Here is a 21,812-nt window from a genome sequence, read left to right as displayed (position 1 = left end):
TTCACATGGAGGAGTAGTTAAAAAGTTTACTCACTACAGATGTTACTCCTTCTCTATTCAAAAATTACACTGTTTTTTATACTTCTTTTATTTTATTAAAATAAAGAGATATATGAGGCATAGAAGTAAGCTCTTGTCCACACTTTATGAAGCCACCCAAAGGCCTACTATTCTTGTTCTCACGTCCCATGAAGACAGGGCCAAGTTACGCGCAGAGATCTTTGGATTTGCCTACAAAAGAGGACTAGCCTTATTAGTTTTTTCAGATGAGCTAGAATCAAATACCTCTCTCCAACTTTCAGAAGAAGCTATAGCTAGGGCTTTTAGGGGGATTCTTACGGAAATTGATCCGCTTCTCGTAAAAATAATTAGCCATGCCAAACAAGAGAACAAAGCTACAGGCTTATCGGAAATGTATTATACTCTAACTATGGAGATTCCCGACAAGCAAAGAGCGACAGTATACAAGGCTGTTGATTATGTTTTGAGAAACTACCGAGGCTTGAGTAAATCTGGGGAGAGTATGGTCAATGTTATTTCTTGTCCCCCAGACGATATAACGGCCGCTCTATTACTTCAAGCGATTCATATAGAATACTATACGAGAAGACCTGTTCTAGTATTATTCGATTGTCCAAGTCAACGGTTCAACGCAAACATGATAAGTAAAGTTTTGGGTTTCCCTAGATCCGTGCTTTCAATAATATTTCTGGAGTGAAATTTTATTCCTCCTTATTCTCTTTGTATTATCTCGGTGCTCAGCGTATACTCGCTAAAACTCCGAGTGGGCCCGCCGGGATTTGAACCCGGGACCACCACCGCTCTGAAGGATCTCCCCCATGTCAGGGTGGCATCGAAGCTACAGGTTAACCCTGTACTAGCCACTAGACGACGGGCCCCGCACCCATAAGAGTTACTGGTGAATATTTATTTTTTACCTTACCTGGGAACATAAATCGTCCAGCTGTTTGCTAACTACCTTCCCGAATGGTCAAAGTCCTTCATTTTTGATCGCTGAAAGCTCCCGTCAAACCGTACGATAAGTGCAAAACCTTTAAAAATTAACAGTACGTTAAGATTTAGCTTTCGGAGTGGGAGGTGTAGACTTTGAGCCTAGACGAGTTGAAAATATCCGAGGGGGAACTACTAATCCCTCTTGAGATGTACTTAACGGCAGGCGTGCGTATAGGTACTAGGATGAAGAGCAAGTTCATGGAGCCGTATATATACGCAGCTAGACCCGATGGCTTATATCTCCTAGACGTCAAAAAGACCGATGAAAGGATAAGAATTGCAGCGCGTTTTATTGCACGATATGAACCCAGCAGGGTTGTGGCCGTATCCGGGAGACAATACGGTTTTAGACCTGTACGCAAGTTCTGTGGAGTCACTGGCTGTAAACCTATCGTGGGGAGAGTTTTACCCGGAACCTTTACGAATCCAGCATTGGATCACTACACTGAAGCCGACTTAATGATCGTGACAGACCCAAGGGTAGATGAGCAGGCCATAATTGAAGCCGGTATGGTGGGCATTCCCGTCATTGCTCTATGTGATAGCGACTCACCTATAACTAACGTTGACCTCGTTATACCAACAAACAATAGAGGGAGGAAAGCTCTCGCCCTCATTTATTGGCTACTTGCGCGAGAGGTTCTAAGGGCACGCGGAGACATTCCTCCCACTGGCGAGCTAGCAGTTCCTCTGTCTGATTTCGAGGCTAGGATTCTTACAACCGGCGAAGTAGTGTAGCCGGAGGCTGCGTCACGGGGCCGGCTCATTAACATTTTTATATTCTCATCCACTCCTCATATCAGATACAAATGGCTTCCAGGAGATATCCGGCGCACTCGGGCTATTTTTATCCTAAGGATCCTGAAGAATTAAAGGAGGCAATAAGGCAATCTTTTCTGCATCATCTTGGCCCCCAGAGGCTCCCCTCGAAGCCATCCGGGTTTTCCGGGAATATTATAGGAGTCATATCGCCACACGCGGGCTATGTGTATTCAGGCCACGTAGCAGCGCATTCATACCTAGCTCTAGCCGAGGGCGGGGCTCCTGACGTTATCGTTGTGATTGGTCCAAATCATCATGCTCTCGGTGCACCTGTTGCTTTTGATGAAAACGAGTATTGGCTAACGCCGCTCGGAGAAATTGCGCTGGACATGGAGCTGATGAAAGAGTTGACAAGCATAGAGCCGCTCTTCCGGTTTGATCTTGCAGCGCACATGTATGAACATTCAATTGAAGTACAGATACCTTTTCTACAGTTTGTATTCGGGAACGAGTTTAAGCTAGTGCCGATCTCTATGATGCTTCAAACCCCAGAGGCTGCGCGCAGGATTGCAAACGCCATAGTGAAAGTAAAGCGTGACCATGGGCTTAGACTCTACCTGGTAGCAAGCTCTGACATGAGCCACTATGTAGACTCAAAAGTAGCCTCTAAGAAAGACGCGTTAGCCATAGAGAAGATAAAGACGCTGGACTCAGAGGGACTCTATTCAGTCATTATCGAAGAAGATATATCGATGTGCGGTTATGGCCCAGTTATGACCCTTATGGAAACGGCTAAGCTTACAGGGCACAGAAGAGTAGATGTTTTGAAGTATGCCGACAGTGGAGACATAACAGGAGACAAAAGCGAAGTCGTAGCCTATCTTTCAGTGGCTTTCAGATCATAGGTGGTATGCTTGGATTTCAAGATCACTTCTAGGAAGGATAGCCATATAATACTCTCTGTTCTCGAAGACGTCTCAGCACGGGAAACGACATGGTTTGAACATGTAAAGCTCATCCATCAAACAATACTCGATTCTTCCCTAAGCGACGTATCCCTTGAGACAAAGTTTTTCGGGGTAATCGTCGACGCGCCTATTATTATAAGCGGTATGACCGGAGGCACTGAGCTTGCAAAAAAGGTCAACTCAGCCCTCGCCCAGATTGCCCATAAGTTTAACATACCTATTGGCGTCGGTAGTCAGCGCGCAGCTCTTGAAGACCGCTCATTGGCCCACACCTATACTGTCGTAAGAGAAAACGCCCCGGAAGTCCCGGTGATTGCAAACATAGGTATGAGTCAGATAACTACAGGCCTTAATCAGGAAGACATACTCTACCTGGTAGAGATGATAGATGCAAACGCAATCGCGGTGCATTTAAATCCGCTCCAGGAGTCCCTTCAGCCCGAAGGAGAGCCTGACTTCAAGGGTTTCCTTGAAAAGCTAAGGTATTTTGTGCGTGAGGCTCCTGTACCAGTAATAGTGAAACAGACTGGTGAAGGGGTTTCACGCGAATCAGCATCTAAACTAAAGGATACAGGCGTGAAAGGAATAGATGTCGGTGGACTTGGAGGAACGTCCTTTGCGGTGATAGAGGGTTTACGTGCAAGGTCGGCCGGCCTCGCTGAGCTATTCGAGGCAGCCGGCACATTCTCGAACTGGGGGATCCCAACAGCAGCCAGCATACTAGAGGTTAGAGAGGTCTTGCCCGACATCTTATTGATAGCAACAGGGGGGATTAGAACGGGCGTTGACGTTGCCAAATCCCTCAGGTTAGGCGCAGACTTCGCGGGTATTGCTAGATTAGTTCTCAAGGAGCTATACAACGGAGGGGTTGAGAAAGCTGAGAGGTTTATAAGCAGAATCTTGAGGGAGCTTAGAACAGCCATATTTCTAACAGGTGGAGTTACGTTAGAAGACCTCAAAAACTCTCCGATTTTTATAGATGGGAGGCTCCTGGAATGGATTCGTCAGAGAAAGTTGAAGGTTCCAGGGTGGCAGGATGGGAGAGTTTGAAATCCTGCCTCACACTGCTGACGTTTTGATAAAAGCCAGCGGTTACACCTTCGAAGATGCCCTTGCAGCGGCCATAATGGGCTTCTACGAGGTGATGACGGATACCTCGAAAGTACAGCCTCTCCAGAACCAGACCGTAACGGCGTCGGGCTTCGACCTTGAAAGCCTTCTCTACAACCTGATCGAAGCACTCATAATACTATTCGATGAAACATCCTTTCTAGCCTCGAGGGTTGACAAGATTGTTTTGAGTGAAACCGGTGATTCAAAGCAGGTTCTTGTATCACTGCTAGGCGAGACTTATAATCCTGAGAAACATGAATCAAGGGTTCTCATAAAGGCGGCTACATATCACCTTATGAGAATATGGACGGAAAATGGCAAGTGGTTTATTCAATACGTCGTAGATATCTAATTCACGGCTATAGGTTACTTGTTCTTCTCCATATGAAACTCGACTATAATTTTACGGGCAAGGAAGACTGGGATTTTCTTCCTTCCCTTATCTAAGTAGGTTATAAGCCCGTAGCGTTCTAAGAAAGAAAGGTCTCGATAAACGTTTGGGACAGATCTATGTAGGTTTTTTGCTAACTCTGAAATGCTATACTCTTTTCTTTCGAGAAGGACATACAAGAGCTCCATCATCTTATTACTTAAAATTCTTCTAGCAGCCGTAATCGGAATCTCGACTCTGGTCCAGGCCTCGATCTCGTCTCCCTCCTCCTCATAGGCTAGGTATGCTTTTTTCAGCTGTCCATTTGTCTCCTTCATCCTGATAAGTTCCTCTGTTGTAAGGTATTTCTCTGCGATTATTTTTATCATCAAAAGATAAATTTATCATGAATGGATAAAAAGGTTTATTACAAACTTTTGATTTTTTCTCACACGGATCTCTATGGTTCCTCCATTAAGAAAGATAACAGAATATCTCTGGGAAATACCCCCCACTTACAAGCATGGGATGCGTGTCCCAGGGCTTGTCATCGCGGATGAAGTTCTGATTGCAAAAATGAAGGAGGATTTAACCCTAGAACAGGTAGCAAATGTTGCGTTTCTCCCTGGCATCTACAAATATTCTATTGTACTGCCTGACGGCCATCAGGGATATGGATTTCCCATCGGTGGTGTTGCCGCTTTTGACTCTGAAGAAGGAGTGTTAAGTCCGGGAGGCGTTGGCTACGACATAAACTGTGGTGTTCGCGTACTTAGAACAGATTTAAGTGAACAAGAAGTCAGGCCTAGACTTAGAGAGTTAGCTGAGACTCTCTTCAGAAAGGTTCCATCAGGTCTCGGAAGCACAAGTGGTCTAGAATTAAGCTTCTCCGAGTTAGATAAAGTCCTGGAGGAAGGAGTATCGTGGGCTATCTCACACGGCTATGGCTGGAAAGACGATCCATTACATATAGAAGAGCGGGGCCGTATGGAAGGAGCTGATGCAAATGCTGTTTCAAGGGAAGCCAAACAAAGAGGCAGGAACCAACTTGGAACTCTAGGAAGCGGTAACCATTTCCTAGAGGTACAAAAGGTCGATAAGATCTACGACCCTGATATCGCCAAGGTTTTAGGGATAGAGCGAGAGGGCCAAATAACAGTCATGATACACACCGGTAGCAGGGGGTTAGGACACCAAGTTGCCAGCGATTACCTCAAGATTATGGAGAGGCTTATCCCCAAGTATAAGCTTCCTCTCCCAGACCGGGAGTTAGTGTCCGTTCCTGCCACCAGCGATGAAGCCCAAAGATATTTCTCTGCGATGAAGGCAGCTGCCAATTTTGCATGGACGAATAGACAAATAATTACTCACCAGGTTCGCGAGAGTTTTCGCTCAGTGTTTAAGAGAGACCCTGATGCACTAGGTCTAAGAATAATTTATGACGTAGCTCATAACATTGCGAAGTTGGAAGAACACGTAGTGGATGGAAAGAGAGTGAAGGTCTACGTGCATAGAAAAGGGGCGACCAGGGCTTTTCCGCCGGGGCACCCTGAGATACCTGCAGACTATAAATCGATCGGTCAGCCCGTGCTTATACCTGGATCGATGGGGACCGCCAGCTACATTCTGGTGGGTACAACCAAGGCTATGGAGATGACTTTCGGGTCTTCACCGCATGGGGCAGGCCGTATGCAGAGCAGGGCTGAGGCGCGCCGAAGCGTGCGCGGGCAGGAAATAAAAAACGAGCTCGAAAACAGGGGGATAGTGGTAAGAGCTGCCAGTCTTGCGGTTGTGGCTGAGGAGGCTCCAGACGCATACAAAGACGTGGATCGAGTCGTGCTCGTGGCAGATGCTGTGGGAATAGCAAAGAAAGTTGTACGAATGGTTCCAATAGCAGTTGTTAAGGGCTAGGTGTTGCTGTAAAAAGAAATATTTATTAAGAGTTTCTGCAAGGTGATCGAAGTATGTCAGAGGGAAGTGGTGAAGCTACTCTAAAGACACTCAGCGGTGAGGAGATCAAAGTCTTTGGGAAGTGGAGTTTACAGGAAGTCGAGATAAGGGATCAAAGTCTTCGAAGGTATATCTCATTGAAGCCTGTTCTTATTCCTCACTCTGAGGGGCGTCACGCCAAGAAAAGGTTTGGCAAGGCTAATGTGTCGATCGTAGAGCGTTTGATAAACGAGATGATGCGGCCCGGCCGTAACGCTGGGAAAAAAATGCTGGCAATTAATATCGTGAAAAGGGCATTTCAGATCGTTGAGCTAAAGACTGGAAAGAATCCTATACAGGTTCTCGTCTGGGCTATCGAAAATGCTTCCCCCCGCGAAGAGACTACAAGAGTTATCTATGGTGGTATCTTATACCATGTTTCAGTAGATGTTTCTCCTCAAAGACGTGTGGATTTGGCGTTAAGGTTTATAACAGAAGGGGCTCGCCAATGCTCAATGAACAATCCCAAAACAATCGAGGAATGTCTTGCCGACGAGATTGTAGCAGCCGCTTATGGAGATGCGAACAGTTATGCGCTTAGAAAGAAGGAAGAGATCGAGAGAATAGCGTTGGCTTCCAGATAGACGCTAGAATATTCTTGTCCGCTACGCTTAATTGCGTGTTTATCCTCAAATAAAGGGTATTAAGATGTCTTCCACTGAGTTATGGGTTGAAAAGTATAGACCCCGCTCCTTGGATGAGATAGTAGATCAAGAAGAGATCGTTAAGCGTTTAAAGGAATTCGTCAAGACTAAAAGCCTACCGCATCTCTTATTCGGTGGTCCACCTGGTACAGGTAAGACTACCGCGGCATTGGCATTAGCGCATGACCTTTATGGGGAGAATTGGCGGGAGAACACGCTAGAGTTGAACGCATCAGACGAGAGGGGAATCGATGTAATAAGAAGTCGAATAAAGGATTATGCGAGAACGCTTCCAATAGGAGAAATACCGTTTAAATTGGTTATTCTGGACGAGGCAGACAATATGACTAGTGATGCCCAACAGGCTTTGAGGAGAACTATGGAGCTGTTCAGCCGTAATACAAGATTCATTCTAATAGCGAATTATGTTTCAAAGATAATAGAACCGATCCAATCACGCTGTGCAGTTTTCCGTTTTCAGCCACTGCCTAAAGGGTCTGCCATCGATAGGTTGAAATTTATCGCGTCCAAGGAAGGGATTAAGGTCGATGAGGAAGCTTTAGATGTAATATGGGAGGAAAGTCAGGGAGACCTCCGAAAGGCTATAAACACCCTCCAGGCTGCTAGCGCAATAGCAAAGAATGTCACTGCCGAGGTCGTTTATGAAGCACTTGGAAAGGTTAGGCCTAAGGAGGTTGAAGAGATGATTCAAAGTGCACTCAAAGGAGACCTTCTAACGTCTCGTGAAAAGCTAAGGGTTCTACTGTACAATTATGGGCTTTCAGGCTTAGATATAGTGAGATACATACATCGTGATATTTTCTCACTTGGAAAAACCATCAAGCCGGACAACGCCACGATGGCTGAACTCATAGCACTTGTCGCCGAGGCCAATTATCGCATCGTGGAGGGGGCTGATGACGAGATACAGCTAATGGCGTTGCTCTCGAAGCTTGCACTTTACTCTCAAGGTAAGGGATCGGGAGGAAAGTAATGTCTTCTTCTCGACAACTACCCTGGGTTGAAAAATACAGGCCTAAGAGGATAGTTGACGTAGTGGGCAATGAGGAGGCGAAAAAAGAGTATATAGCCTGGATTAACTCGTGGGTTAGGGGATCTCCTTCTCGAAAGGCTGCGCTTCTCTATGGTCCTCCTGGGAGTGGGAAAACCAGCATTGTTCATGCTACAGCATCTGAGTTCAACTGGGAACTTATCGAGATAAATGCCAGCGACGTTAGGTCTCGTGAAGCTATCTTTAGCAGGGTCTATCCAGCACTACAAACCCGCTCCGTATACGGTCATACCGGTAAAATAATATTGATTGACGAGGTAGACGGCGTTTGGACTAAAGAGGACGTTGGAGGGCTAGATGCACTTATAGAGCTCATTAACACGACTACATATCCTCTGGTTCTAACAGCTAATGACCCCTGGGATCCAAAGCTTAGGGATCTTCGGGATCTATGCAAGTTGATCGAGTTTAAAAAAATAGGCAAGAGAGATATCATGCGGGTCTTAGGGGATATATGTTCAAAGGAAGGGATAACATGTGATAGAGATGTTTTATCTGCTATAGCTGAAAACGCTAAAGGGGATCTACGGGCAGCCATAAACGATTTGCAATCCGTAGCGATGGGAAAAGACACTATAACTCTTGCAGATCTCCAGGTTTTAGGCGAGAGAGCAGCCCAAGAAAACATGTTCGAGGTAGTTAGGATTGTCTTAACATCTAAGACTCCTGAGGGAGCTTTGTCAGTCACAAGATTGCCCTCTCTTGATTATGAGATGCTTATAGAGTGGCTCAACGAGAACATTATAGCACAGTATTCACCTAGTCTTAGGGCAATTGCAGATGCATATGATGCTTTATCGCTAGCTGATGTCAACCTCTCCAGGATGAAGCGGAAACAGATGTGGGCTCTTCTGCCCTACGTAATGGAACTGATAACTGCCGGTGTTTCTGGTGTTCGGGAGAAACCTCCGTTTAAATTTGTTAAATATAGTTTCCCCGAGAAACTTAGGCTTCTATCCCGTTTAAAGACAAAGCGTGAGAAGTTTATCCAGGCTAGTAAGAGAGCAGCAACTCTTTTGCATGTCTCAACCTCCATGTTCAGGTCGGAGATACTTCCATACATCCGTCTGATATACACATACGATAAAGACTACGCAATGAAGATACTCTCATCGCTGGGTATAGAGGACGAAAACGCGAAATATGTTCTCGAATATTAAAGGGATTTAGAGGTTTCAATATCCCTCTTGATAGCCTCTCGTAAAACCTTTTGCAGTATTTCAAGGGGGATTCTATTAATTCCTATGTACCTGGTTTCTGGTACTTGAGGCATAGCTATCTGGGTTGTTCTACCTTTCCCGCTTTTAGTGCTGACACGAGTGTCTATGAGTCCCTTGCTTTCCAGTATCTGGATTTTTTCCCAGATACTCGTATGCTTTAAAGGCTTAACGTCATACTCGTTGCATAAATCTTCGTACTCGAACTCTACATCGCCCATGCTCACGTATGCCTTGTCACGTTCAAGCATTAAGATGTTCGTGATTGCAAGCAGCAGAAGCTTTTCATGTAATTGTAAACGTGTGATCTCTTCCTCATCAAAAGGTGTCGGCAGGATACCCTGGTTTAATACTTCGCGAACATCCTCAGGAATTATATGGTCGCGGTCATTACTTTCGGCACGTAGAGCTGCATAATATAGAGTCTTTAGAGCCATCCTTGCATCACCCCAACCCCGTCCATCCTCATAACCGAAAATATCGGATATCATTCCAATCACTTCCTCGCTAACAGCTTCCTCTCTTATGGCACCCTCCTTTTCAACACGGTACCAGAGTATATCCCTAAGCTGTTTAGATGAATATGGGTTAAACCTCACAACCTTTGAAGATAGAGAGCTCCTAACACCGGCGTTAGCAATATTTTCCACGCTTACACGGAAGTTTTTGAAGATCGCTATAATTCCAATGCTGATGTTGGATTCTGGAAGCACTTCCTGGAGACGAGTGAGCGTATATAGAACATCTTCACCTTCCTCCTGTCGTATAAGAACATCCGTTTCGTCTACCACTAGTAATAAATTAGCATCAACTCTCTGAAGCGATTGAATAGTATACTGTATTATTTCATGGGTTGAAAAACCTTTTCTTGGAAATTTTAAGCCAGCATCCTCTCCTATCTTTCTGAAAATCATGAACTTGGTTCTAAGCTCATAAGCGTTCACGTAACTGTTGATTATCGGAGGTATCTTTCCAACTGAGGCCTGTTCTTTAAGAACCAGCGAAATCCTCCTTGCAAGTGCTGTCTTTCCGGTTCCTGTTGGCCCATCGAAAATCAAGATTCTCGTTAAGCCCTTCTCCCCCCTTATTATCGTCTGAAAATAACTCAGTGTTTCCCTCAACTCTTCCTCGCGATGAGGTAGAAATAATGGTACATACTCGCTGCTCATCTTACGGTGATCTAGCACTATCCTGCGCAGAGGAAACTTAGAGCCCTCTAACTCCATGAAGATACCTCTAAATCAAGAGTACTAGTATGATCGCTTATCTATAAGATAAGTGTTACTTTTCAGGGTAATAGGCTATATTTCCCCACTTTAAAGGGATTTTTATCTCTAAAAGTAGAAGGGAACCTTCTTTCTCGATAACCCCCTCAAAATACCCTCCGTAACACCCTCTTAAGGTATCAGCAATACGGGCAAAGTACTCCTGTCTCCACCCCTCGCTGGCTCTGATTTTTATCGTAATTCTGCGAAACCTTACTGCATCCTTGCACGTCTCCTTTAGAAGTTCCCTTATACCAGTTATTATGTCGCCTGGAAACTCTATGCTTCTCATAACTGCACGAATAGATAATAAGTTTCTGATAGGATACTGGCGAAAGAGCTTCCCGAGACTCTTTAAGTCTAGTGTTGTCTCAACGCAAAGCTTCCCGCCTGATAGAATACTTCCCCTAACCTTTGGATCACTTGGAAATAATAGGTCCATCACATCCCTCAATACTGCTTTCTCATGTCCTTTTCTACATGCTATAATCAAGTTACAATTTATTTCACTGTGCTCCATCTCTCCCGGCTGTATCTCTCAATCTTATCAAATAAAACTTCTACTCCTATTCCTTTCTTATCAGGGACATACATTGTCCCCCTGGACGTTATTGTCCATGGGGGCTCAACAATATCTTCTAACCAGTATCTGTTGCTGGCCGAGATATCGTTAGGATATTTCACGGACTCGTGTGAGGCCAGAGCCACCAGGAAGGATCTACCTATACCGGTTTCCAGCATCCCCCCTATCCATGCACCGATTCCAAGCTTTTCTGAAAGCTCGAGCATCTCCTTAGCATTCCAGACACCTCCCACTCTAGCAGGCTTCACGTTTACTACTTCTAGTGAGCCCAGTCTCCAGCCTAAAACTAGATCTTGCATGTTCGTGATGCTCTCATCTAAACATATGGGGGTTGAGATCTTCCTAGAGAGTATACTATGTTCTATTAGGTCGTCCCAATGCAAGGGCTGCTCTATCATCAAGAGCTGAAATTTGTCGAGTTCCTGAAACGTCCTTAGGGAGCTCAGATCATATGCTCCATTCGCGTCTACCTGTAAAGGTATATCTCCAAGCTCATTCCTAATTCTTTCGACGGGCCTAACATCGAATCCTGGCTCGACTTTTATCTTTATACGAGCATATCCTTCCTCTAGTCTCAAGTGAATCTCTCTCAAGAGCTCATCTATAGTAGGCTTGATTCCTATGCTAACACCCGAAACAATTTCTCTTTTAGCCCCTCCTAGTAGTTTATAAACTGAGACGCCGTTTAAACGAGCATATAAGTCGGTTAATGCCTCCTCTAACGCTGTTTTCGCCATCGGGTAACCTCTAACCCGTGCAACTATTTTCCTGAAATCATGTGGTTTCTCTAGCTTGGACTCTAAGAGCATCGGTATGAGAAACTTTTTCAACATCAGAAGTGATACCTCGTATGTTTCATAACTATACCAGGGACCCCATTCTGCGACAAGTTCACCCCATCCCTCCTCGCCTCCTTTTTCTTCAACGCGAACGAGCACCACGGGTCTAGCCTGTAATGAGCCGAAACTTGTTCTGAACTCTTCAGAAAGCCTCAATTCTAAGAAGAAAAGATCAATTTTCCTTATTTCCAAGGATACTCGCCCTCCAGCAAGTCATTAATGTTACTCTTCACCACGAGGTAGAAATTTCTTCTTTCTTCTTCTATCAAGGGAATATGTTCAACAATAATGTACCCCTTCGCCAGTAGGTCTTTAATTACGTCTCTGAACATGAGCTTCCAGGTCAAAGCGCTTTCTGGACACGACGCGCGTAGTACGTTTATATCTCCTGGGAACTCGACAAGTACGAGTTCATTAGAATTTTCTAGAGAGTGTCTTATGGGGATCCTGCATCCCCTTTCAGCCTTTGACTCCAGGGCCAATGTTGCCTCATCCTTTATATCATCAAAACTTGGAGGTTTATCACGACCATTGAGACGGTCCTCAACTCGCTTGCTTAGAACCCACCATTCAACCTTGAATCTGTCAGTTGGAAGCCCAGTATTCAACTCATCCCGAATCTCCCCATAATAGTTTTCGTGGAATTGTCTAGAGATAACCCCTAGCTTACCGAAATTAAACCTTGCATTTAAGCCTTGATGCGGGTCGTACGTCCAAACAACGAGTCTATAACCTCTTCTAATACTCCAGTCTCGCTGGCTTAGTTTAATCATGAGAGCAACATCTTTACCCCTGTACTCTCTCCTGACTCCAAGCATATGGGAGTATAAATAGTAGCCATAATCAAGGGAATAACCAATAAACCCTACCGCGAATCCTATTACTCTCCCGTTCAGAATTGCAACCTCTAGGAAGCCACCGTTATCCATTATCGCTTTCATGACATGTACAGGTAGCGTTTCACCGTAGTCTTGCATACCCCAGGCTTCCCGCATAACTTCTCGGATCTCTGATAATTGTTCAAAATTCTCAGGAGCAGTAAAGAGAACATCTTTCAGCTTCATGAATTTTTCCGTTATGTACTCTCTAATTCCTCTATTAATAGTTACTCGGCTCCTTTACAGGCGAAGCTTTTATATTCACATGAGCTTTTTAGCATCATGAGCCGGGGTGGCCGAGTGGACCAAGGCGGCGGACACAATCGTGCCGCAATTGAGCCTTTGCAGGAAATCCGTTGCCCGCAAGGGCGCCCGGGTTCAAATCCCGGCCCCGGCGCCAACATATCTCTGCGAAAAAGATATTTATTGGGTTTTTCTTTAGGCTTCAGGCAATATGTCTAGCGAGTTTCAATATATAGTGAGAATAGCGGGAGTAGACTTACCAGGCGACAAAGCCTTAGCGTATGCTTTGGCTGAGATAAAGGGAATCGGCGTCAATACAGCTTACGTCATTCTAAGGAAGCTAGGCTACGATCCGCATAGACTGTTGGGGACGTTGACGGAGGAAGATGTGGAAAAAATATCTACGGCTTTGAGGAACATTGAGTCTCTTGGCTTGCCATCCTGGATTCTCAATAGACGCAAAGAGCCTGCAACGGGGGCTGACAAGCACCTAATAACCTCTGACCTCTTATTAGCTGTGCGTGGAGACATTGAAAATGAGAAAAAGATCAAAAGCTACAGGGGTGTCAGACACATGTACGGACTTAAAGTTAGAGGGCAGAGAACCAGGACAACAGGCCGTACAGGCCTCACCTTAGGCGTTAAGAGGGGTGCCGCAAAACAACAGGAAGCTAAAAAAGGTGGTTAAATGGGAGATCCCAAGAAATCTCGTAGAAAATGGCAAGGTCCGGGTCATCCCTGGAGGAAAGATGTTCTAGAAGAGGAAATGAGACTTCTAGGAGAGTATGGCCTAAGGAATAAACGCGAATTATGGATTGCAGAGTCCCTCCTTAGGGATATAAGAGCCAGGGCTAGAAGGCTTTTAGCCTTACCAGAAGAAGAAAGGTTACCTCTGGAGAAGCCTCTTGTTTCCAGGCTATACAAGCTCGGTATCCTCCCGAGTGAACAATCTACTCTGGACGAGATTTTAAGCCTTACAGTTCGTCAAATTCTTGAACGAAGGCTACAAACCATTGTTTATAGGAAAGGACTTGCTTCAAGCATGTATCACGCCAGACAGCTCATCACTCATGGACATATCGCAATAGGAGGCAGACGTGTTAATAGCCCTGGCTATCTCGTCCAAAGGCACGAGGAGGATCTCGTAGGATATTACCCGTTGTCTCCTCTTGTAAAGGCTTCTCAAGTTGCAGAAAAGGGTGAGTGAATATGGCAGAGGAAGCTAAACCGAAAGAACAGCAACAAAAGGAGGCAAAGGCTAAGAGCGACGTAGGGATAGCATGGATATATGCAAGCTACAATAACACTATTATCCATATAACGGACATCTCTGGCGCCGAGACTATTGCCATAGCATCAGGTGGACAAATAGCAAAAGCGGATCGCGACAAACCTTCTCCCTGGGCGGCCATGCAAGCCGCCGTTAAAGCTGCAAAAATAGCTCTTGACAAGGGAATTAGGGTGGTACACGTTAAGGTCAAAGCCCCAGGAGGCTACGGTGCCAAGACTCCTGGTCCGGGAGCTGGACCTGCTATAAGAGCTCTCGTTAGAGCTGGACTCATGGTTGATCGCATCGAGGATGTCACTCCACTACCCACGGACTCTATAAGAAAGCCTGGAGGCCGCAGAGGTCGAAGAGTATAAGCCGGATCAGACCGGAAACCTTCTCTTCATTTTTCCGAGCTGCAATGGGTCATCATTTCAATTTCTTTATTGAGTCAACCCTTTAGAATTTTTTGTAAGGTTTTATAAATCACATACTAATATTGCTTCAACTGATAAGCAATAAGCACCCGCTATATTTTTTATCTGGGATTAACCCTAATTTCATAGAATAAACTAGGTGGGTATATATTGCCTTGGATTGGACTAGAATCCTCATGTTCCTCAGAGGGGGTCGAAAGTCTACTAAAAGAGTATGGCTACACTGTTGCAAGAAAGTTTGCTATTGAATTATTCGTAAAGGAGTCATGGATGAAGTTTATTATATATGAAGTCATCGGATTTGCAGAAGGAGTAGCAGAGCTTCTCTCCGAGACCTTTAATTGCCCCGCCCTTGAAGCTGGCCCTCACCTAGTTCTCGGTGAAGTGTCTGCAAAACTATGGGACGAAGCCGCTAAAGTGGTCATGCCCACGGGGGAATCATATATTATTCCCATCTATACCTATGATGGTTTTCTTGATGTGAAGATGCCAACATCAAAAGTTAGGGGTTTGAAGGGACAGATTATTATAGGTGGGCGTGCGTTCGACTTGCCGTTAAAAGAAGAAGATATTCTCAACCTTATGATTATCGATAAAAGAGTAAAGGAAAAAATAGAGAAAGCCATAGCCGTGTATGGAGAAAAAAGAATTCTGAGCGAGGAGCTTCGAGAAAGACTAGGGAAGAAAACACGAGATGAAGGCAGAAAAAGCACTCGGATAGAGTATGAGATTGACCCTGAAACCAAGATAGTTTTTTGTCTTTACGACGGAAAATTAACGTCTATGAGCCTGTCAAGGTTTACGGTCTTTCTTGCAGAGAATCAGATGTTTGATGAGTTGAAGGAATTCTTGAACAAACTACCTCCTTCCCAGTTAAGAGAGATATACAACACTCTTAAAGAATATTTGGAGGTCTATAAGAGCACTGCAGGTTCTCGAACTGAGCTAAAGAATATTCTTGAGGATCTTGAGAAAAAACTAAAATAATAATCAACTTGCATAATTGATAATTATTAAAAAACATTAGGATAAGAATAAATATATGAAAGGGAGGAATATTTCTCGATGCCTAGACTATCTTCAAGAACTCAAGCGATTGTTGGCTCTCCTATTCGAAGAATTGCAACCTTACTCGATGAGGCTCGACGAAAAGGAGATATTATTAGCTTCGGAGGAGGGGCTCCCAGTCTTCCACCACCTCAAGAAGTAGTAGATTACCTAGCAGATTTTCTCAGGAAAGCCCCCCAGAAAACAGTTGCTTACGGTGCCACGAGAGGAATGATAGAGCTAAGAGAATTAATTGCCGAGGATCTCAAGAAATATTGGAACGTGTCATATGATCCTAAAGAAGAGATAATGATTGTCAACGGAGGTACTGAGGGCATTTACCTCGCCCTGGGTGCCATACTTGAGCCGGGAGACGAGGTCGTCTTAATTGATCCCACTTATGTCGGATACGCTGAACCCGTTCGGCTTCTTGGAGGCAGGGTTCGTTATGTGCCTGTTAAAGTCGAGGAAGACTATCAGCCTAATATAGAGGATGTTAAGAAGGTTGTATCTCCTTTGACTAAAGCCTTCGTACTTTTGTCTCCAGACAACCCTACGGGACGGATTGTTACAGAGGAGTTTGTCCGTGATCTCGTCAAATTGGCCCGAGAATATGATTTCTGGATAATCTTTGATGCCGTCTACAAACACATTAGTTATGGACGTCCGACTCCCTGGGTGGACGCCTTTCCAGGAGCTAGGGAGAGGACAATAACAATCAACAGTTTCAGCAAAGAGGCCTCTATACCGGGTTTCCGGCTAGGATACGTGACGGGACCAGCGGAGGTTATAGAAAGTATGGAGAAAATTAAACAATATGTCTCGCTTGCTCCGGACACGCCTGGACAAATAGCTATGATCAAATTCTATGAGAGCGGAATAAAGGAACGATACCTGAACGAGATAGTCATCCCCACTTACCGGAAAAGGAGAGATCTAATGTATAAGCTTATAAAGGAATACCTACCAGAAGCAAGAACCACTCTCCCCGAGGGTGCATTTTACTTCTTCGTGGACATGCGTAGATATCTCGAAGCGATGGGAAGAGACGACGAGGAGTTCTCGAACAGACTCCTTTACCGGAAAAGTGTCGTTGTTATACCGGGTAAATATTTCGGCGAAATGGGTTTGGGACACGTAAGAATGACTTTTGTAAGCGAACCCGAAGAAAGAATAGAGGAGGGTATGAAGAGGATAAGTGCTTATATTTCCAGCTATCTCTAAGGCGTTATCCTAGACTCTAATATTTTCTTTTTTATGTCTCTCAAGGTATAAAGCAGTACACCAAGCCTTGTATCCTTACTGAACAGTACAGCCATATAGCCTATATCGCCTAGCTTAATGTAAATTATTCCAGACCCGTCAGGAGCGTTTACAGTAATCCAGTCAGCCTCGCCTTTACCCAATTCTGTGCTAGCCCTATTTCCAACCTCTGAAAGTACGGCTGTTAAAGCAGCAACCTTTTCTTCTAAATCCTTGTCAGTGATACTGCTAACAAGTGGAAGTCCGTCACTAGTTGCGACTACGAAGCCTTCAAAGCCAGCTACCTTTGTTACGGGCTCTATGAGACGTCTCAAAGCCTCTAGATTCAGACTCATCCTAACACCAGTTTAAATTGAGGTATCTAAAATATATTTTTAACATTTTTAATTATACCCTTAACTAGTTATTAAGATTGAAAAATCTACAAGACAGCCAATGTAAGGGTCGAAGATGGTAGTGTAAAATAGCACGCCGGTTAGTATAAGTGGTACAAGCCTATTCTGCTCTATATTTAGGCTTTTGAGCTCTAATAAGTTCAACAGCGCGTTGTAGGACACTAATTGCAGACTCTTTCTTTAACGCTACTAAAGGGACAACGATGTCGTTATTCACTCCAAAAACCTGAGCCACGGTAGATGGCTTAATACTATTTGGGAGGTCCTGTTTGTTCACAGCTATCACGTGAGGATAATCCCCAAGATTTTTCATGTACTCATACACCGTCCGAGAACGCATGACGTTAAGCATCGATGAACCATCCACGATAAAGATATAACCATGCATGCCAACCGCGAGTACACGCCACATAAACTGTAGCCTTGTCTGACCAGGAGTACCAAAAACGTACACGTCTGTTCCATCCAGGTTGACTCTACAGTAATCAAAAGCTACAGTGGTATATTGTTTTATCTGGGATTCATACAGTGTCGACACTGGAACTTCTGTAGTCAAAACTTTACCAGAAGAAATTGTTTTCACAAACGTCGTTTTACCACTAGCGTAGGGGCCACTAACCAGTATTTTTAGGTAGTCTCTTTGCATCTACCTGTCCCACCCCTGCGATCTTTATTACTTCGTCTTCGTATTTTCTCAACACGAGGTGGATCAACCCAAGGTTGGGACGTGGAGTTGAAGACAAAGCGATGAACGAGCCGTCGATCGTCGAGATAATAACATGCTCACCGTTCTCGAATTCTACATCAACTCTCTTTACGCGGCTACCAAATATATCTCCCAAAGCATCAAGCGAGCCGAGTGCTGCAGCTGAAGCTACAGCAAGAAACTCTGCTTGTGGTTGTTCTGAGGAAATATAGGATACTGGGATTCCGTCTCGCCAGGCGAAGACGATAGAGGATACCATATCGTGCGTTTCTTTTATTATCTTCGCAAGGACCCCTCTAAGCTCGACTTCCTTCTCGGAACTCAACTTTAACACCTCAAATACTTACATTGTTTTAGCTATCACGTCTCTATAATATTTGCTTATCGTTTCCCTAATTTCTCCGATGCGATTCTCGTCCACTTCAAGAAGATTATCGACTTCTATAATACCAAAAACAGTCAAATCTTTCACCTCCCCTAGCCTAAAGAGATCGATACGCCTGTTACCTTTAATAAGCGATGTTTTATCCATGTTTGACAGTCTCAGGATCTCTAGAAGCTTTGGTGGCTCCTCACTGCACTGGCCGTATTGTTTCACTATATACCCTTGTGATGTTATTATTCCTGCATAACGTACCTCAGGAAAGTAGAGAGCGATTTCTCCAATGTCTTTAAGGGCCGCTACCTCTTTGAGAGTTTCACGAGTAGGCTTCGGATAAACGCCTGTGCGAACAGCCTCGGCAGGCCTCCTCCTCTCCAGGGTTAGCATTCTACCCTCTAAGCTTGTAATCTTGGCTTCTAAACGCAGGGTGTTATCTTGAATCATCTTCAAAGAGTTTCTTAACTCCTCGATACTGGCTGACAGGCTCTGCTGGGCAGATTCAATGGTATTAATTTTTTCCCTAGTAGTACTAAGACTCTCTGTCTGAGGAGGCTTTAGCAAATCTCTCCTAAACACATGTAGAAAATACATGAAGGCTATCAGCACTCCAAGGGATATTCCAAGCGCTAAAAACGCCAGGAAGACAAGGGGGGTTATAATATCAACAGCTGATAACTGTGCTAATGTGTTTGTCAAAGTATAATAAAACATGTCTGCTCTAATTCAAGTCTCCATTGCACACCAATATAAAAATATTCGATACTATCCGTCGCTCATTGCTGACCTGAGTATTCTAGCCACCTCCTCCGGAGCTATACGGGCAACCCTAACTGAATCGAGCACCTCTATGCCTCCTATTTTTTCAAAGGGCACGAAATCTATAAACAGGTGAAAGAATGAGTTATAGCCAAATGGGTTACTATAAATTAAAACATACCTATCATGTGCTACCCCAGCCTTGTCCATGCCCCTAGATATCCTAATTAGTGTTTCAGCAAGACCCGTAATTTCAATTCTATCTAGCTCTGTGATGCGCTCTACGTGTCTCTTAGGAGCAATTCTCACGTGAAAGTTTCTCCGAGGAGCAGATGTAGCCCACGAAATCCAAGTATTATTTTCGAAGATTATTCTATTATCGTGTCTCGAAGTACATATGTGGCACTTCCCCTTCATCGTATCAAAAGCCTGTAATACGTTCTCCATGTATGCTCCATGACCATCTTGGTTCAGGTCGATGTACGTTTGCGCGTGGAGACGTGGCTGTGTACCACCTGCCAGGGATCCAATGTTGAAGAACACGTATGTGGGTATTAAAGAAAAACCCCTTTTTCGAGCATCGTCCACACCAGTTTTGATAGCTTCAATTAGAGAGAGGAACAACCATGTTAGTGATTCAACGCTGGCCTCACTGAATGTCTCATAGTACTTTGATACAGGGAAAGTGACAAGATTTATACCATGGGCGATTCGGGTATACTCGTCTTCAATTCGCATCCTAAGAGTTCTCTCTAATTCGCTATCAATAACTCTAACCATAGCAGGGTATCTGTTAACAATTGTAGCGGCATATGCATCTTTAATCTCGTTCATAACTGGTTCAGTACTGAATACTCCATCAAATCGATTAGCATCAACAGTTACAAATATTGCGTAGTCTCTCCCTTCGATGATTTCTCTAAAGACATCAGTGGTGCTACCTTCTCTTCTTTCTTCTCCACCCGGTCTAGATCCCCTTATTGGACTAATATACGAGAAATGACCCTTCCATTTACCTATAGGTACAAGTCTCCCAGAAGCATCTTGAAGCATTATTGGCGCGGCAGATAACGGGTCCCATTTTTTTCGAGGGATGAGGTGGATCTTGTCCTCTGAGAAGTTGTACCGAGAAATCACTCCCCAATGCATGAAAGGTATTTCCTCCAACCTCATGTAGGCTTTGACACCTTGCGACAACTTTTTCACCGCGTAAAGCCTATAACCTCAAAATCCATAAAAACTTGCTCAAGAGTCTTGATATGATCTTCGTTTAATTCTGGGACTGCACGTCTAAATGTTGAGTCAAAGGCCTTCCGAGCCGAAGCTCCTTGTCTAATTTTCTCATCAATCGTTCTGCCTAATCGAAGGAGAGTTGTCCTGCTGAGACGTGTTAGAATTTTACGGTAAGGTAATGATAGCTTCTCAAGTGTTTCTATATCGAAACCTGTTATCTTTGATAGTATCGCTAGTGCTGATGCTATATCTATAACCCTTATGTACACTATTAGAGTATCGCTTGGATTAAGGGATCGGAGCCCATCCAAACCTAACCTGTGGTATAAGAGAATCTTTGCTTTACACTTTCTTCCTAGCATTAAATATCGGAGGAACGACTCTTCCTCGTCATATGTTAAACCCAGTATTACTATCTTCTTATTTGGATTCGACTCATTGCATAAGAGGATAATCTGAGAAATTATTTCGTTCAAATCAGAGAATATTATCTGTAAGTCATCTAGTTCGCGCCTACTTCTGTTTTCTCTGAGAAAGCCTCTTTTTAGTTTAAAAAATAAAGAAGGAATTTTAAAGCTTATCCTGTCAAGATAGTATGCCGAGGTCGTTGTACTGAGGGAGGCTAGAATAGCGAGAAGATCACGCTGGGTAATACTTACATTTGCGAGGATGGGTATTAGTATCAGTAAAAGTTGTGGCATCACAATTTTTATGAGTCTAGGCTCCTCCGACAAAGAGGACACTATCATACTCAGAACAAATACAAAGAACTCCACCAAGAATACTATGTTGGACCAGAAGAGGTTAACAAGGCTAGAATAAAATGAAACCGCATCTACGATTTCCCCCCTGCTGCTCCTAGGGAACCCGCCGGGGAAAACCAAAGGCGGGCTCCAAAAAATGGATGATCTAACGAAAAGTAAAGACATAACAGTCAGGTTGATGAGAAAAATAGCAGCCGAGAAAAACGACTCATGAACCTTTTCCTTAGATGACAAGTAATACAAGAGCCCTAATACAACTCCCATACTCCAAGGAAAGAGAATAACAATGGGTGGAAACATTAGGAGGGCAAGCGCACTCCTCCAATCGTGCACGTTTTTTACGAGATAAAGTAGTAAAAAGGGGAGGACGGCCAAGAGAAGAAAGAGTTTACTGGATCTGTAGAGTTCGAGAAAAAACACTAAGAGGAATGCCGGAAGCGCTGAGGCCGGATTAACGACACTAGCTAGCAACGGAATAACCCACAAATAGCTTTCACCCATTATCGATGGAAAAAAGTTCGCGTAAGCAAAAATAGTGACCGCAACACTAGAGAGGGCCAGGAGTCGTTGTTTTATTGCAGCCACTATAGACGCCTATCCACCAC

Annotated in this window: 25 protein-coding genes and 2 tRNA genes; 15 read left to right on the top strand and 12 right to left on the bottom strand. The window is 44.3% G+C overall.

What is annotated here, in order from left to right; translation table 11 throughout:
- The first annotated feature begins 112 nt into the window (after window positions 1–112).
- A complete protein-coding gene (locus ACP5KC_RS03150) occupies window positions 113–718 on the top strand; it encodes a hypothetical protein (RefSeq protein WP_428286829.1) in 606 nt (201 codons plus the stop codon).
- Between the two features lie 67 nt (window positions 719–785).
- Here ACP5KC_RS03150 and ACP5KC_RS03145 read toward each other — a convergent pair.
- Window positions 786–899: transfer RNA gene (locus ACP5KC_RS03145), tRNA-Val, on the bottom strand.
- A 208-nt stretch (window positions 900–1,107) separates the two neighbouring features.
- Between ACP5KC_RS03145 and rpsB the strand changes: the two genes are divergently transcribed.
- The 4 genes from rpsB to ACP5KC_RS03125 all read left to right on the top strand — a co-directional run bounded on the left by rpsB (window position 1,108) and on the right by ACP5KC_RS03125 (window position 4,209).
- Complete coding sequence (gene rpsB / locus ACP5KC_RS03140; protein ID WP_191118590.1) at window positions 1,108–1,752, top strand: 30S ribosomal protein S2; 645 nt, start codon at window positions 1,108–1,110, stop codon at window positions 1,750–1,752.
- Window positions 1,753–1,823: 71 nt separating this feature from the next.
- The gene (amrB, locus tag ACP5KC_RS03135; RefSeq protein ID WP_052883336.1) at window positions 1,824–2,681 is read left to right on the top strand and encodes an AmmeMemoRadiSam system protein B; all 858 of its coding nucleotides are present in this window, start codon (window positions 1,824–1,826) and stop codon (window positions 2,679–2,681) included.
- Between the two features lie 9 nt (window positions 2,682–2,690).
- Window positions 2,691–3,794: a type 2 isopentenyl-diphosphate Delta-isomerase gene (gene fni, locus ACP5KC_RS03130; protein WP_191118591.1), complete on the top strand. Its 1,104-nt coding sequence runs from the start codon at window positions 2,691–2,693 to the stop codon at window positions 3,792–3,794.
- A complete protein-coding gene (locus ACP5KC_RS03125) occupies window positions 3,781–4,209 on the top strand; it encodes an archease (RefSeq protein ID WP_052883338.1) in 429 nt (142 codons plus the stop codon). Before fni ends, ACP5KC_RS03125 begins: the two co-directional genes overlap by 14 nt.
- A gap of 14 nt (window positions 4,210–4,223) precedes the next feature.
- On the opposite strand, the gene ACP5KC_RS03120 is transcribed toward ACP5KC_RS03125, so the two are convergent.
- Window positions 4,224–4,616, bottom strand: a complete 393-nt coding sequence (locus ACP5KC_RS03120; protein WP_052883339.1) for an ArsR family transcriptional regulator — start codon at window positions 4,614–4,616, stop codon at window positions 4,224–4,226.
- Between the two features lie 73 nt (window positions 4,617–4,689).
- On the opposite strand from ACP5KC_RS03120, the gene ACP5KC_RS03115 reads away from it, so the two are divergent.
- The 4 genes from ACP5KC_RS03115 to ACP5KC_RS03100 all read left to right on the top strand — a co-directional run bounded on the left by ACP5KC_RS03115 (window position 4,690) and on the right by ACP5KC_RS03100 (window position 9,092).
- Window positions 4,690–6,138 (top strand): RtcB family protein, encoded by a 1,449-nt coding sequence (locus ACP5KC_RS03115; protein WP_273433057.1) that lies wholly within the window; start codon window positions 4,690–4,692, stop codon window positions 6,136–6,138.
- Window positions 6,139–6,191: 53 nt separating this feature from the next.
- The gene (locus ACP5KC_RS03110) at window positions 6,192–6,800 is read left to right on the top strand and encodes a 30S ribosomal protein S7 (RefSeq protein WP_052883341.1); all 609 of its coding nucleotides are present in this window, start codon (window positions 6,192–6,194) and stop codon (window positions 6,798–6,800) included.
- 64 nt (window positions 6,801–6,864) lie between these two features.
- A complete protein-coding gene (locus ACP5KC_RS03105) occupies window positions 6,865–7,854 on the top strand; it encodes a replication factor C small subunit (RefSeq protein WP_052883342.1) in 990 nt (329 codons plus the stop codon).
- Window positions 7,854–9,092 (top strand): replication factor C large subunit, encoded by a 1,239-nt coding sequence (locus ACP5KC_RS03100; protein ID WP_052883343.1) that lies wholly within the window; start codon window positions 7,854–7,856, stop codon window positions 9,090–9,092. The genes ACP5KC_RS03105 and ACP5KC_RS03100 overlap by 1 nt, the downstream gene beginning before the upstream one ends.
- On the opposite strand, the gene ACP5KC_RS03095 is transcribed toward ACP5KC_RS03100, so the two are convergent.
- From ACP5KC_RS03095 to ACP5KC_RS03080, 4 genes are read right to left on the bottom strand one after another with little or no spacing between them, the layout of a single operon-like run.
- The gene (locus tag ACP5KC_RS03095; RefSeq protein ID WP_424740678.1) at window positions 9,089–10,375 is read right to left on the bottom strand and encodes a Cdc6/Cdc18 family protein; all 1,287 of its coding nucleotides are present in this window, start codon (window positions 10,373–10,375) and stop codon (window positions 9,089–9,091) included. The two genes, ACP5KC_RS03100 and ACP5KC_RS03095, sit on opposite strands and share 4 nt — an antisense overlap.
- A 55-nt stretch (window positions 10,376–10,430) precedes the next feature.
- Window positions 10,431–10,934, bottom strand: a complete 504-nt coding sequence (locus tag ACP5KC_RS03090) for a hypothetical protein (protein ID WP_428286828.1) — start codon at window positions 10,932–10,934, stop codon at window positions 10,431–10,433.
- Window positions 10,916–12,028, bottom strand: a complete 1,113-nt coding sequence (gene menC / locus ACP5KC_RS03085; protein ID WP_273433052.1) for an o-succinylbenzoate synthase — start codon at window positions 12,026–12,028, stop codon at window positions 10,916–10,918. Before menC ends, ACP5KC_RS03090 begins: the two co-directional genes overlap by 19 nt.
- On the bottom strand, window positions 12,019–12,900 hold the full coding sequence (locus tag ACP5KC_RS03080) for a GNAT family N-acetyltransferase (RefSeq protein ID WP_273433051.1): 882 nt from the start codon (window positions 12,898–12,900) through the stop codon (window positions 12,019–12,021). The genes menC and ACP5KC_RS03080 overlap by 10 nt, the downstream gene beginning before the upstream one ends.
- Before the next feature lie 100 nt (window positions 12,901–13,000).
- Between ACP5KC_RS03080 and ACP5KC_RS03075 the strand changes: the two genes are divergently transcribed.
- From ACP5KC_RS03075 to ACP5KC_RS03050, 6 genes are all read left to right on the top strand, one after another.
- Window positions 13,001–13,114, top strand: a tRNA-Ser gene (locus ACP5KC_RS03075).
- 54 nt (window positions 13,115–13,168) lie between these two features.
- A complete protein-coding gene (locus tag ACP5KC_RS03070; protein WP_052883348.1) occupies window positions 13,169–13,645 on the top strand; it encodes a 30S ribosomal protein S13 in 477 nt (158 codons plus the stop codon).
- Window positions 13,646–14,164 (top strand): 30S ribosomal protein S4, encoded by a 519-nt coding sequence (locus ACP5KC_RS03065; protein ID WP_052883349.1) that lies wholly within the window; start codon window positions 13,646–13,648, stop codon window positions 14,162–14,164.
- 2 nt (window positions 14,165–14,166) lie between these two features.
- Window positions 14,167–14,601 carry a 30S ribosomal protein S11 gene (locus ACP5KC_RS03060; protein ID WP_191118592.1) on the top strand — a complete coding sequence of 145 codons (435 nt, stop codon included), beginning with the start codon at window positions 14,167–14,169 and terminating at the stop codon, window positions 14,599–14,601.
- 210 nt (window positions 14,602–14,811) lie between these two features.
- Window positions 14,812–15,648: a hypothetical protein gene (locus ACP5KC_RS03055; RefSeq protein WP_273433050.1), complete on the top strand. Its 837-nt coding sequence runs from the start codon at window positions 14,812–14,814 to the stop codon at window positions 15,646–15,648.
- A 78-nt stretch (window positions 15,649–15,726) separates the two neighbouring features.
- Window positions 15,727–16,932, top strand: a complete 1,206-nt coding sequence (locus tag ACP5KC_RS03050) for a pyridoxal phosphate-dependent aminotransferase (protein WP_052883351.1) — start codon at window positions 15,727–15,729, stop codon at window positions 16,930–16,932.
- Here ACP5KC_RS03050 and ACP5KC_RS03045 read toward each other — a convergent pair.
- The 6 genes from ACP5KC_RS03045 to ACP5KC_RS03020 form a co-directional block, all read right to left on the bottom strand.
- The gene (locus ACP5KC_RS03045; RefSeq protein ID WP_052883352.1) at window positions 16,929–17,306 is read right to left on the bottom strand and encodes a roadblock/LC7 domain-containing protein; all 378 of its coding nucleotides are present in this window, start codon (window positions 17,304–17,306) and stop codon (window positions 16,929–16,931) included. The genes ACP5KC_RS03050 and ACP5KC_RS03045 overlap by 4 nt on opposite strands.
- 160 nt (window positions 17,307–17,466) lie before the next feature.
- Complete coding sequence (locus ACP5KC_RS03040; protein ID WP_052883353.1) at window positions 17,467–18,012, bottom strand: GTP-binding protein; 546 nt, start codon at window positions 18,010–18,012, stop codon at window positions 17,467–17,469.
- Complete coding sequence (locus tag ACP5KC_RS03035) at window positions 17,981–18,397, bottom strand: roadblock/LC7 domain-containing protein (RefSeq protein ID WP_191118593.1); 417 nt, start codon at window positions 18,395–18,397, stop codon at window positions 17,981–17,983. The genes ACP5KC_RS03040 and ACP5KC_RS03035 overlap by 32 nt, the downstream gene beginning before the upstream one ends.
- An 18-nt stretch (window positions 18,398–18,415) precedes the next feature.
- Window positions 18,416–19,165 carry a hypothetical protein gene (locus ACP5KC_RS03030; protein WP_052883355.1) on the bottom strand — a complete coding sequence of 250 codons (750 nt, stop codon included), beginning with the start codon at window positions 19,163–19,165 and terminating at the stop codon, window positions 18,416–18,418.
- A gap of 51 nt (window positions 19,166–19,216) precedes the next feature.
- Window positions 19,217–20,407: an HIT domain-containing protein gene (locus ACP5KC_RS03025; RefSeq protein ID WP_273433042.1), complete on the bottom strand. Its 1,191-nt coding sequence runs from the start codon at window positions 20,405–20,407 to the stop codon at window positions 19,217–19,219.
- Window positions 20,408–20,412: 5 nt separating this feature from the next.
- On the bottom strand, window positions 20,413–21,792 hold the full coding sequence (locus tag ACP5KC_RS03020; RefSeq protein ID WP_424738410.1) for a hypothetical protein: 1,380 nt from the start codon (window positions 21,790–21,792) through the stop codon (window positions 20,413–20,415).
- Window positions 21,793–21,812: the final 20 nt, after the last annotated feature.

The organism is Infirmifilum sp. (assembly GCF_049970975.1).
Lineage (GTDB): Archaea > Thermoproteota > Thermoprotei > Thermofilales > Thermofilaceae > Thermofilum > Thermofilum uzonense.
This window is presented reverse-complemented; position numbering and strand designations above follow the sequence as displayed.

Bases quoted from the DNA above. Each gene is read 5' to 3' on its own strand.
- ACP5KC_RS03150 (WP_428286829.1), top strand. From the start codon at position 113: ATGAGGCATAGAAGTAAGCTCTTGTCCACACTTTATGAAGCCACCCAA.
- amrB (WP_052883336.1), top strand. From the start codon at position 1,824: ATGGCTTCCAGGAGATATCCGGCGCACTCGGGCTATTTTTATCCTAAG.
- ACP5KC_RS03125 (WP_052883338.1), top strand. From the start codon at position 3,781: ATGGGAGAGTTTGAAATCCTGCCTCACACTGCTGACGTTTTGATAAAA.
- ACP5KC_RS03120 (WP_052883339.1), bottom strand. From the start codon at position 4,616: ATGATAAAAATAATCGCAGAGAAATACCTTACAACAGAGGAACTTATC.
- ACP5KC_RS03115 (WP_273433057.1), top strand. From the start codon at position 4,690: ATGGTTCCTCCATTAAGAAAGATAACAGAATATCTCTGGGAAATACCC.
- ACP5KC_RS03110 (WP_052883341.1), top strand. From the start codon at position 6,192: ATGTCAGAGGGAAGTGGTGAAGCTACTCTAAAGACACTCAGCGGTGAG.
- ACP5KC_RS03105 (WP_052883342.1), top strand. From the start codon at position 6,865: ATGTCTTCCACTGAGTTATGGGTTGAAAAGTATAGACCCCGCTCCTTG.
- ACP5KC_RS03100 (WP_052883343.1), top strand. From the start codon at position 7,854: ATGTCTTCTTCTCGACAACTACCCTGGGTTGAAAAATACAGGCCTAAG.
- ACP5KC_RS03095 (WP_424740678.1), bottom strand. From the start codon at position 10,375: ATGGAGTTAGAGGGCTCTAAGTTTCCTCTGCGCAGGATAGTGCTAGAT.
- ACP5KC_RS03090 (WP_428286828.1), bottom strand. From the start codon at position 10,934: ATGGAGCACAGTGAAATAAATTGTAACTTGATTATAGCATGTAGAAAA.
- ACP5KC_RS03080 (WP_273433051.1), bottom strand. From the start codon at position 12,900: ATGAAGCTGAAAGATGTTCTCTTTACTGCTCCTGAGAATTTTGAACAA.
- ACP5KC_RS03070 (WP_052883348.1), top strand. From the start codon at position 13,169: ATGTCTAGCGAGTTTCAATATATAGTGAGAATAGCGGGAGTAGACTTA.
- ACP5KC_RS03065 (WP_052883349.1), top strand. From the start codon at position 13,646: ATGGGAGATCCCAAGAAATCTCGTAGAAAATGGCAAGGTCCGGGTCAT.
- ACP5KC_RS03060 (WP_191118592.1), top strand. From the start codon at position 14,167: ATGGCAGAGGAAGCTAAACCGAAAGAACAGCAACAAAAGGAGGCAAAG.
- ACP5KC_RS03050 (WP_052883351.1), top strand. From the start codon at position 15,727: ATGCCTAGACTATCTTCAAGAACTCAAGCGATTGTTGGCTCTCCTATT.
- ACP5KC_RS03045 (WP_052883352.1), bottom strand. From the start codon at position 17,306: ATGAGTCTGAATCTAGAGGCTTTGAGACGTCTCATAGAGCCCGTAACA.
- ACP5KC_RS03040 (WP_052883353.1), bottom strand. From the start codon at position 18,012: ATGCAAAGAGACTACCTAAAAATACTGGTTAGTGGCCCCTACGCTAGT.
- ACP5KC_RS03030 (WP_052883355.1), bottom strand. From the start codon at position 19,165: ATGTTTTATTATACTTTGACAAACACATTAGCACAGTTATCAGCTGTT.